The 9729-nt window shown below is 75.5% G+C and carries 10 protein-coding genes; 9 read left to right on the forward strand and 1 reads right to left on the reverse strand.

What is annotated here, in order from left to right; translation table 11 throughout:
• Positions 1-15: 15 nt before the first annotated feature.
• Both ABTZ03_RS13980 and ABTZ03_RS13985 read left to right on the forward strand, forming a co-directional pair.
• Positions 16-387: a hypothetical protein gene (locus tag ABTZ03_RS13980; protein WP_350513156.1), complete on the forward strand. Its 372-nt coding sequence runs from the start codon at positions 16-18 to the stop codon at positions 385-387.
• Positions 388-460: 73 nt separating this feature from the next.
• Complete coding sequence (locus ABTZ03_RS13985) at positions 461-1072, forward strand: YbaK/EbsC family protein (RefSeq protein WP_350513157.1); 612 nt, start codon at positions 461-463, stop codon at positions 1070-1072.
• A 58-nt stretch (positions 1073-1130) separates the two neighbouring features.
• Here ABTZ03_RS13985 and ABTZ03_RS13990 read toward each other — a convergent pair whose 3' ends face one another.
• Complete coding sequence (locus tag ABTZ03_RS13990) at positions 1131-1991, reverse strand: helix-turn-helix transcriptional regulator (RefSeq protein WP_350513158.1); 861 nt, start codon at positions 1989-1991, stop codon at positions 1131-1133.
• A 513-nt stretch (positions 1992-2504) separates the two neighbouring features.
• On the opposite strand from ABTZ03_RS13990, the gene ABTZ03_RS13995 reads away from it, so the two are divergent.
• The 7 genes from ABTZ03_RS13995 (at position 2505) to ABTZ03_RS14025 (ending at position 9710) form a co-directional block, all read left to right on the forward strand.
• The gene (locus ABTZ03_RS13995) at positions 2505-4094 is read left to right on the forward strand and encodes a nitroreductase family protein (protein ID WP_350513159.1); all 1590 of its coding nucleotides are present in this window, start codon (positions 2505-2507) and stop codon (positions 4092-4094) included.
• Positions 4095-4211: 117 nt separating this feature from the next.
• Entirely contained in the window at positions 4212-5390 is a 1179-nt protein-coding gene (locus ABTZ03_RS14000; protein ID WP_350513160.1) for an acyl-CoA dehydrogenase family protein, read from the forward strand.
• The gene (locus tag ABTZ03_RS14005) at positions 5383-6900 is read left to right on the forward strand and encodes a class I adenylate-forming enzyme family protein (protein ID WP_350513161.1); all 1518 of its coding nucleotides are present in this window, start codon (positions 5383-5385) and stop codon (positions 6898-6900) included. Before ABTZ03_RS14000 ends, ABTZ03_RS14005 begins: the two co-directional genes overlap by 8 nt.
• Positions 6897-7205: a hypothetical protein gene (locus tag ABTZ03_RS14010; protein WP_350513162.1), complete on the forward strand. Its 309-nt coding sequence runs from the start codon at positions 6897-6899 to the stop codon at positions 7203-7205. Before ABTZ03_RS14005 ends, ABTZ03_RS14010 begins: the two co-directional genes overlap by 4 nt.
• Positions 7202-8215, forward strand: coding sequence for a hypothetical protein (locus ABTZ03_RS14015; protein WP_350513163.1), 1014 nt, complete (start codon positions 7202-7204; stop codon positions 8213-8215). The genes ABTZ03_RS14010 and ABTZ03_RS14015 overlap by 4 nt, the downstream gene beginning before the upstream one ends.
• Complete coding sequence (locus tag ABTZ03_RS14020; protein ID WP_350513164.1) at positions 8212-9012, forward strand: 4-hydroxy-tetrahydrodipicolinate reductase; 801 nt, start codon at positions 8212-8214, stop codon at positions 9010-9012. The genes ABTZ03_RS14015 and ABTZ03_RS14020 overlap by 4 nt, the downstream gene beginning before the upstream one ends.
• Before the next feature lie 5 nt (positions 9013-9017).
• Entirely contained in the window at positions 9018-9710 is a 693-nt protein-coding gene (locus tag ABTZ03_RS14025) for a 4'-phosphopantetheinyl transferase superfamily protein (protein WP_350513165.1), read from the forward strand.
• Positions 9711-9729 lie beyond the last annotated feature (19 nt).

Genomic DNA, 9729 nt, shown 5'->3' on the forward strand with positions numbered 1-9729 from the left:
GCTGGGGGGACGTCGATGGACTCGTTGTGGAACCTGTGGTGGTTGATACCCGCCGTCCTCTACGGCGGCGGGAACATCGCCAACCGGGTGCGCCGGGACATCCGGGAGCGGCACGAGCGCAAGCTCGAACTGCTCGACGCCCAGCACCAGCAGCGCCTCGCCCTGGAGGAGTCCCACCGGCCGCCCGAGCCGGTCTGCGGCTGCACCCACCACCTGGCCAAGCACGACAAGCAGGGCCGCTGCCACGAGGTGGTCGAGACTCCCACCGAGTGGGACGCCGAGCGGCGCCCGGCGCGGTACGAGCCGAAGCAGTGCACCTGCCAGCAGTACGTGGGGCCGGAACCGCTGGGCACGGTGTTCGCGCCGGAGTTGGTCGATCCGCGCTGAGGCCCGGCACTCCGGGCAGGCGACGGCGCGGGTTCGGCGGGTGCGGGCGGCGGGGCTTCGCTAGGGTGCTGTCATGAGCGACCACGTGACGCCCCCCTTCGGGAAGTTTCCGACCGTCCGCCCGGCCCTCGACCTCCGGGACGAGCTGGTCGGCCCGGTGGCCGAGGCCCTGGGGAGATGGGACGCGCCGGAGGCGGCCGGGTCGGTGCTGTACGTGGAGACGGATCCGGAGAAGGCCGACACGGCGGTGTTCTGCGAGACCTACGAGGCGCCGCTGGAGTACTCCGCGAACTGCGTGGTGGTCGCCGCCAAGCGGGGCGGGGAGACCACGCTGGCCGCGTGCGTCGTCCTGGCCACGACCCGGCTGGACGTCAACCAGGCGGTCCGCAAGCACCTCGGGGCGCGCAAGGCCTCGTTCGCGCCGATGGACGCCGCGGTCGAGGAGACCGGCATGGAGTACGGCGGTATCACCCCGGTGGGACTGCCGGCCGGGTGGCCGCTGCTGATCGACGAGCAGGTGGCCGCCGCGCCGCACGTGCTGATCGGCAGCGGGCGTCGCCGCGGGAAGCTGATCCTCCCCGGGGCGGCGTTGGCCGCCCTGCCCGGCGCCGAGGTCGTCCCGGGCCTGGCCGTCGCGGTGGTGGAGTCCACGGCGACGGCGGAGCCCACCGCGGTCGAGGCCTGACGACGGAGCCCGGACGACGACGCCGACCGGGCGGCGGAGCCCGGGCGGCGGCCGGCCGTCAGGGGTAGCCGTTCCGGGAGCGCGGCGGGATCAGCCAGCCGCGCGCCTGGGCGGCGATACCCGCGCTGAACCGGCCGGTGGCGTCGAGCTGTTCGAAGAGTTCCCGGACGATCCGCCGCATGGTGCGGGAGGAGACGCCGATCTCCCGGGCGATCGCCTCGTCCTTGTACCCCAGCTGCATCAGCCGCAGGACCTGGTACTGGCGGGTGGTGGGCCCGGGGCGCTGGCGCGGGGGCCGGTCGACCTCGACCGGGGAGGCGTCCTGCCAGCAGTACTCGAAGGTCTGCACGAAGAGGCTGACCAGGTCGGGGTTGCGGACCACCACCATGGCGGGTTCGGGGTCGTCGCCGGAGTTCGGCGGCGGGACGAAGGCCAGCGCGGCGTCCAGCACGATCAGCCGGTACGGCAGGGTGGCGGAGGTGCGGATCTGGGCGCCGGCCTTGGTCAGCGCCGTCATGTGGGCCCGGCCGCGCGGGACCCGGAGCATGGACTCGCTGTGGATGGTCCGGATGGACACGCCCCGGCCGAGCACCTCCTCGTCCCGGCGCCGGTCGGCGACCAGGAACGCCGCCGGCGGCGGTGTGCCGGGGCACAGGCTGAGCACCTGGCCGGTCACGGCCGCGGCGGAGTCCTCCAGCAGCCGCGCCACGTCGGCCGCGCCGCGGAAGACCTCCACCCCGTGGCCGCCCAGGCGGTCCAGGTGGGCGGGGATCGCGTCGGTGTGGATCGCGGCCAGTTCGCGGTCCAACTCCTCGACCTTGCCCGCGAGTTCGCCGATGACCCGGCGGGCCGAGGCGAGGATCCGGCCCATCTGGGCCTCGGGTAGAGACGGCTGGCGCCGGTCGGAGTGCACCTGCATGAGCGGCCCCCAGTGTTCTCGACACCCCACAGCGCCCCCGGCCGGTGCGTGAGCCCGTGGGGGCGGGTACGGGGTCGCACGGTCAGTCGTGCCGCGTGCACGAACGGCAACCATGCTGCGGCATATGCCGTCCGTCGATCAAGACCGCATCTCGGCGACCGGACGTGATCGCGCCACGGCCCTCCCCGGTCGCCGCCCCGGTTCCGGATCTTGCGCCGACGGCCGGTCGAGGCCATGGCCGGACTGAGCCATCGGCCATCGCTGGACATCCTCGGCGCTCGGCTGATTGGTTTGCGAGTGGCCACTGAATGATCGGCTCCGTCTCAAATCCCCAGACGGGCCGGGGCGTTCACCACCCGGTGAGGGTTCTTCCAGGGCTTTCCTCCACTGTGCCGTGCCGCGATCCGGCAGGTCGGCGCCGGCCGACCGGGCGGCCCGGAGCGCTGGTCCGATCCGGCATTGATCCCGTTGCGCGAGGTGCTGCACCCCTGACCCGAGAACGCGAGAGGACCTATGGGCGTCGAAGAGTTGACCAATCCGCTGCTGGCCGGGTTCTGGAACGAGACGCGCCTGCGTTCGAGTCTGGAGACGCTCTCCCCGGCCACCGACCAACCGGACCCGGGGATGAGCGTCCAGTGGACGCGGATCGCCGAGGCGCTCGGACTGGGGTACGGCGAGCGTTCGGGCGCGGTGATCACCAAGGGGAAGACCCTGATGCGGGCCCGGACCACGCCGTCCGCCGGGGCGCTCTACCCCTTCGAGGTCCTGGTGGCCTTCCAGGACGGCCCCGACTACGCGCTCTACCACTACGAGGCGGCCGGCTGCAGCCTGCGCAGACTGGCCGCCGTCGGCCGCCGTGAGATGGCCGACATCCTGACCGCCGCGCCACCGACCGACCCGCTGACGGCAGGCCCGTTGAGGTCCGCCCCGTCGACGGCCGGCCCGGCCGACGGCGCCGAGCCGCCCGCCGCCGTGGTGGCCGTGGTGGCCCGGCCCTGGCACGCGATGCGCAAGTATGGCCGACGCGGCTACCTCTACACCCACCTGGACAGCGCCCACGCCGCCACCAACATCGCGCTGGCCGCCGCCGACGCGGGCTTCGCCCCGACGGTCCGGCTGCGCTTCGACCGCCGAGCCCTCTCCCGGCTGTTCGGCCTGGAGAACCTGTGCCGGGAGCCCCACGCCCTGGTCACCCTGGCCGCCCCCACCGAGGGTCGGCCGACCGGGACCGGCAGCCGACCGGCCAACCCCTTCGCCGTGCCGATCTGGTGGCACGACGGCGGACGCGGCCTGGAACAGCCCGACGGCCCCGAACGCGAGGCCTGGGAGCTGGTCAGCCCGGTCAGCACCTTCCACCAGCCCCGGGACCTGCGGCTGCGGTTCGGCACCACCGCCTCGGTCCGACCGGCCGACACCGACACCCCGGCCGACACCGACACCCGCGCCGGCGCGGCCGCCCCGGTGGCGCTGGCCGGCCGGGACGAGACCGCCCCCGCCGACCTCGGGCCCGCCGTGCTCGCCCGGCAGTCCGCCAAGGGCTTCCTGACCAAGCCGGTCGGGGCCGACGCGCTCGGCCGGGCGCTGACCGCCGTCCGCGGCGGCATCGCCGTCGACTGTGCGGACGGCCCGCTGGCCGGCCTGCGGGTGCTGGTCCGCAACGTCGACGGACTGTCCCCGGGCGCGTACGAGTACGACCCGGCCGGCCACCGGCTGCTGCCGGTCGGCGGCGACGGCGGGTCGGAGGAGGCGGTGGTCGCGGCCTGCATGAACCAGGGCGTCGCGGCCGGCTGCGCCGCGCTGGTCGCGCTGCACGCGCCGGTGCGCCAACTGCTCGGCGAGCGCGGCCAGCAGGGCCTGGCCGAACTCCACTTCCACGCGGCGAGCGCCGGGCAGCGGCTGTGCCTCGGGGCGGCCGAGCAACGCCTCGGCATCACCTGCCTGGGCGGGTTCGACGCCGGCCGGATCGCCGAACTGGCGCTGCTGGCCGACGAGGAGGAGGTCATCTACGTCATCGCGGTCGGCGTCGCCGACGAGAACGCCGTCAAGTGGGACCGGGCGCCGATCGCCTACAGCCACGGACGGGACCCGCAACAGCCGATCTGACCCGCAGCAGCCGACCCTGACCCGCAACAGCCGACCCGACCCGGAACGGACCCCGCGGCAGCCGAGCCGACCTCGGAACCGAGGCTCGATCAGAGAGAGCAGTGTGTGGCTTCCATGTTGAGCAATAGCATCCTGTCCGCGCAGCTGACGGACGGTCACCGCGAGCTGCGGTCCCGGGCGGCGGACCACTTCACCCCGCAGTGGCTCGACAAGTGGCGCACCGCGCCCGACGGGCACCTGCGCCGGGAGACCTGGCGGGACCTGGCGGCGAACGGCTTCCTGGGCGTGTCGCTGCCGCGCGAACTCGGCGGCCAGGGCCTGGGCCTGCTGGGCGCGCTGGTCCTCGGCGAGGCGCTGGCCGGCGCCCGCGACGGCGGCATCGCGCTCGCGATGCACGTCCAGAACGAGATCGCCTGCGAGTGGCTGCTGTCCGCCCGGGACCGGGCGCTGCGCGACCGCTACCTGCCCGGGCTGCTCGCCGGCGAGCTGGTGGCCTGCCAGTGCGACACCGACCCGTCCCCGGAGGAGCCCACCACGGCCACCACCGAGGGCGACCGGATCGTCCTCCACGGCCGCAAGAAGTTCGTGATCAACGGCGCCACCGCCGACCTGTGCTTCGTCAGCGCCGTCCTGGACGGCGCCCCCGCGATCGTCGCGGTGGAGAAGTCCACCCCGGGCGTGCGGGTCACCGAGGTGTACGACAAGTTCGGCACCCGCAGCGTCGACTCCGCGCTGGTGGAGTTCGACGGCGTCCGGGTCGCCGCCGACCAGGTGGTCTCGCGCAGCGGCATCAGCCAACTGATGCGCTGGAACCGGGTGATGTCCCGGATGCGCCTGCTGATCGCCGCCGACGCCTACTTCACCCACCACGCGCTGCTGGAGCACATCACCGGCCACGTGCGGCGGCGCACCCTCGGCGGCCGCCCGCTCGGCGCCTGGCCGGTCAACGCCCACGCGCTGGCCCGGGCCCGCGCCCACCAGGAGCTGATGGAGGCGGGCATCGCCGACGCCTACCTGCGGGTCACCGCCGGTGGCAGCACCGTGCCCGAGATCGCCGAACTCAAGTGGTTCTGCGTGGAGAAGGCCAACGAACTGGCGGTCCTCGCCACCGACCTGGAGGGCGGCGCCGGCTACATGTGGGACAGCCCCTCGCTGCGGGCCCACGCCCAGCTGCGCGGCTTCCGGATGTCCGGCGGCAGCCAGACCACCATGCTGACCATCGCCAACCACAGCATGGCCTGCCGGGCCGAACTCGACCTCGCGCCGGCCGGCGGGGACGGGGCCCGCCGTGGCTGACGGACAGCGGCTCGGCGCCGCCTTCCTGGCCGCCTGCGCCGAGCACGGCGAGCGGCGGGCCGTGGTGGCCGGCGGCGAGGAGCTGAGCTACGCCCGGTTCGCCGCCCTGGTCCGGGAACGCGCCCGCACCCTGGACGCGCTGCTCGGACCGGACCTGGTCAACGTCGGCCTGCACGCCGCCAACAGCATCGACTACCTGCTCTGCTACTACGCGCTGCTGGTGGCCGGCCGGCTCCCGTTCCTGATCGACGCGACCTTCGGGGCCGCCGAACTGGAGGGCATCCGGACCAGCTGCGGTGTTCCGGCGTTCCTGTTCGACGGCGCGGAGCCGTTCCCGCTCGGCGGCGAGGCCCGGGCCGTCCCGGACAGCGCGCTGACGCTGGCCGTGCCGCCCGCCCCGGCCGGAGCACCCGAGTCCGGAGTGCCCGTTCCCGGGGCGCCCGAGCCCGGGGCGTCCACCGCCACCTGCCGGTTCACCTCCGGCACCACCGGCGCCCCCAAGTGCCTGGAGTTCACCGCCGACGCGGTGATCGCCGCCGCGCGCACCTGGGCGGCCGGCACCGGCCTCGGCCCCGACGACCGGGTGCTCTGCCTGGCCGGCTTCACCAACGGCCTGGCGTTCAACACCTCGCTGCTGCCGGTCTTCACGGTCGGCGCCGAACTCCACCTCTACCAGGGCCTGCCCACCTCCGGCGGCATCTCCCGGGCCGTCACCCGGGCCGCCGCGACCCGGCTGGTGGCCTTCCCGCTGGCCTACCGGCTGCTCGCCGCCGCACCCCGGCCGGACGTCGGGGCGTTCGCCGGCGTCACCCGGGCCGTCTCCGCGGCCGCCGTCCTCGACCCCGAGGTCCGGCGCGGCTTCGAGTCCCGGTACGGCGTGCGGATCGCCGACTACTACGGCATCGCCGAGACCGGCCCGTGCACCTACGAACGCGAACCCGACCGCTCCGAAGGACTCGGCACCGCACTGCCCGGCGTGTCCGTCAAGGTCGTCGAACTGCCCACCGGCGAGAGCGAGGTGAGGGTCCGCACCGACTCGATGGCGGCCGGCTACCTGAACGCCCCCGGCGCCCTCGCCGAACGGCTCGACCCCGACGGCTACTACCGCACCGGCGACCTCGGACACCTGGCCGACGGGCGGCTGTTCGTCACCGGCCGGCTCGGCGGACCGATCAACCTGGCCGGCCGGAAGATCGACCCGGCCGAGATCGAACGCACCCTGCTCGCGCTCGACGGCGTCACCGACGCCGCCGTGTTCGCCGACACCGACGCCAACGGCGAGACCGTCCTGCACGCCGCCCTGGCCGGCAGCGGACGGATCGGCCGCGCCGAGGTCGTCGACGCCTGCCGCGCCCGCCTCGCGCCGTTCAAGGTGCCCGGCCGGGTGACCTTCCTCCCCGCCATTCCCCGATCGACCGTCGGCAAGGCCCGGATGACCGAGCTGCGCCGCCTGGTCCGGGACACCCGCGCCGCCGACGGCACTCCCCAGGAACTGGAGAAGAAAGCATGAGCACAGCCAACGAGGCGGCCCGCACCGACACCGGGATCCCCGGCGACGCCGAACTCCGTACGGAGATCGAGCTGCTCGTGGAGACCGCCACCGGACGGGTGGTCACCGTCGCCGACCTGCGCGCCGCGGACGGCGAACTCGACCGGGCCGGCGTCAACTCCATCGGCTACATCAACCTGATGGAGGTGCTGGAGCAGCGCTACGACGCGGTGATCGACCCCGAGGCCGACCCGGAGCACCTGTACTCCGTCGACTCGATCGTCCGGTTCGTCCGCGCCCGGCTCACCGAGGGGGGCCGGGCATGACCGCCGCCGCCCCCGACCGGGCCGTCAGTGTGCTGCACGAGTTGCTGACCCGCCGAGGACTCGAACCCGGCGACGCGACGCCGGGTGAGGCGTCGGACCAGGCGCTCGGGCAGGCGCTGGACCGGGTCTGGGAGACCCGGCCGTTCGCCGTCGCCGCCGCGCTGACCGAGCAGCTCCACGGCGTGCTGCCGCTGCTGGACGCCTTCGACGCGGACGCCCCGCTGCTCGACGAGGTCCGGGCGGGCCGGGTCGCCGCCTCGCTGGGGCTGTTCACCCCCAACGCCCTGCTCAGCCTCACCGCCCCCGCCGTCCGGGCCGACCGGGACGGCGACCGGACGGTGCTGCACGGCCGCTACCGCTACGCCGTCCGGGAGGCCGGGGCGTCGGTGGTCCCGGTCCGTACGGACGGCGGGACCAGGCTGGCGCTGGTCCGGCACGACGCCCCCGGCGTCCGGCTGCACGGGGCCGGCCGGGCGGCCGGCTGGGGCTGGGCCGAACTCGACGGGGCCCCCGCCGCCGCGCTCTCCCGCCCGGTCGACTGGACCCCCGGGGGAGCGCTGACCGCCGCCCTGGACGGCTACGCCTGGGCGTTCGTCCGCGGCGCCCTGGCCTGGCCCGCCCGGGTCGTCGCCGACCTGCGCCGGACCCTGGCCGGAGCCGGTGCGGGCGTCGAGGCGCTGTCCACCTCCCAGTACCTGGCCCATGAACTCAGCAAGCTGGAGATCGAGATCTCGCTGGCCTCGGCCGCCGCCCGGTTCGGGGCGGGGTTCAAGGCCGAGGCCCCCGGCGGGCAGGCCGCCCTCGCGACCCTGCTGAGCTGCGTCGACCTGCTCCAGCGGACGGCCCGGACCGCCGAGGACATGGCCACCGAGCTGGGCCTGGAGCACTCCCCGGCGGACGCCGCCGACTGGCCCGTCGCCGTCCTCCAGGCCTGCTTCGGCGGCCGGCGCGTGGTCGAGAACGAACTCGCCCGCCGGATGGGCCTGGTCGTGGAGGCGATCGGCACATGACCGTCCCCGTCCCCGTCGCCGTCTGCGGGCTGACCGGCCGGATGGCGGGCGTCGTGCGGCAGGCCGTGCTGGCCGCCCCCGACCTCGCGCTGTCCGCCCGGCTCAGCCTCCGGCCCCCGCCGCCCGGCCGGGCCGAGGCCGGTCCGTCCGAGGCCGGTCCGTCCGAAGTCGGCCGGGCCGAGCCCGGTTCAGCGGTGCCGGTGGTGCACCGGCTCGCCGACCTCCCGGAGCCGCACCCGGTGATCGTCGACTTCACCGCCGAGGAGGCCACCGCCGACCTGCTCGACCAGGCCCGCACGGTGCCCTGCGCGCTGGTCATCGGCACCAGCGGCCTCGGCGACCGGCACCGGGCCCTGCTGGCCGAGGTCGGCCGGAGCCGCCCGGTGGTGGTCGCCGCCAACTACAGCCTCGCCCTGCTCGCCGTCACCCGGTTCGTCCAGGACCTCGCCGCCCGGTCCGACGACAGCTGGCAGGCGGGCGTCGGCGACCTGCACTTCGCCGGCAAGCGCGACCGCCCCAGCAGCACCGCCCGCCACCTCGCCGCCGCCTGGCAGGACGCCCGCGGCCCCGGCGCGCCCGCCCCCGACATCACCTCCTTCCGCCTCGGCGACGCCCTCAGCGAGCACCGGGTGGTCGCGGCGGGCACCGGCGAGCACGTCGAGGTGCTGCACCGGATGGCCGACCGCCGCGCGTTCCTGCCCGGCGTGCTGCGCGCGATCCGGTACGCGGCCACCGCCGGGCCGGGCGTGCGCAGCCTGGCGGACGTGGTGGACGCCCCCGTCCCCGGACCGAGGTGACCGCCGTGCGGCTGCTCTGGGACGACGTCCGGCGCGGTGCGGCGCGGGCCGCGCGGCTGCACGGCGGGCACACCGCCGCCGCCCGGCAGGACCAGTGGTACGCCGCCCGGCACACCCTGAAGACCGGGCTGGTCCGGCTCGGCCTGGTGCCCGACCTGCCCGACGCCCACCGGCGGATCGGACTGGCCGGCCCGGGCGCCGTCCGCCGGATCAGCTGGGACGGCGCCGACCTGCGGCCCGCCGTCCAGTTCTCCCTCGCGCACACCGCCGAGCAGGTGGTGGTGGCCCTGCGGCGGGAACCGGCCGACGGCACGGCGCCGAGCGGGCTGGGTGTCGACGCGGAGACCGAGTGGGCCACCGCCGAGCGCAACCTGCACCGGTTCGGCACTGCGGCCGAGCTCGACGCGCTGCGCCGGGCCTGCGGCCCGGTCCGGCCGCTGCACCTCTGGTGCGTCAAGGAGGCGCTGGCGAAGGCCTCCGGCCTGGGCTTCCGGATCCCGCCCCGGCGCTACCGCCTGCACCCCGCCGCCGACGACGGAGCCGGCGCCGCACCGCACCGCCTGACCGTCGAGATCGCCGGAGCCGGAGCCGGACCGCCGGGCCACGGCCCCCGCACCGCCCGGGTCCGCCTCGGCACCCGGACCGCCGCCGGCCGGCCGCCCACCGCGTGGGCGGTGGCCGAGCTGCCGACGCGCTGAACCCCCGCCCAACGACGCC

It is taken from the genome of Kitasatospora sp. NPDC096077 (genome assembly GCF_040303245.1).
In the GTDB taxonomy this organism is placed as follows: domain Bacteria; phylum Actinomycetota; class Actinomycetes; order Streptomycetales; family Streptomycetaceae; genus Kitasatospora.

What these genes read in the sequence shown, in the direction of transcription:
- ABTZ03_RS13985 (WP_350513157.1), top strand. Translation starts at nt 461, where the DNA reads ATGAGCGACCACGTGACGCCCCCCTTCGGGAAGTTTCCGACCGTCCGC.
- ABTZ03_RS13995 (WP_350513159.1), top strand. Translation starts at nt 2,505, where the DNA reads ATGGGCGTCGAAGAGTTGACCAATCCGCTGCTGGCCGGGTTCTGGAAC.
- ABTZ03_RS14020 (WP_350513164.1), top strand. Translation starts at nt 8,212, where the DNA reads ATGACCGTCCCCGTCCCCGTCGCCGTCTGCGGGCTGACCGGCCGGATG.
- ABTZ03_RS14015 (WP_350513163.1), top strand. Translation starts at nt 7,202, where the DNA reads ATGACCGCCGCCGCCCCCGACCGGGCCGTCAGTGTGCTGCACGAGTTG.
- ABTZ03_RS13980 (WP_350513156.1), top strand. Translation starts at nt 16, where the DNA reads ATGGACTCGTTGTGGAACCTGTGGTGGTTGATACCCGCCGTCCTCTAC.
- ABTZ03_RS13990 (WP_350513158.1), bottom strand. Translation starts at nt 1,991, where the DNA reads ATGCAGGTGCACTCCGACCGGCGCCAGCCGTCTCTACCCGAGGCCCAG.
- ABTZ03_RS14010 (WP_350513162.1), top strand. Translation starts at nt 6,897, where the DNA reads ATGAGCACAGCCAACGAGGCGGCCCGCACCGACACCGGGATCCCCGGC.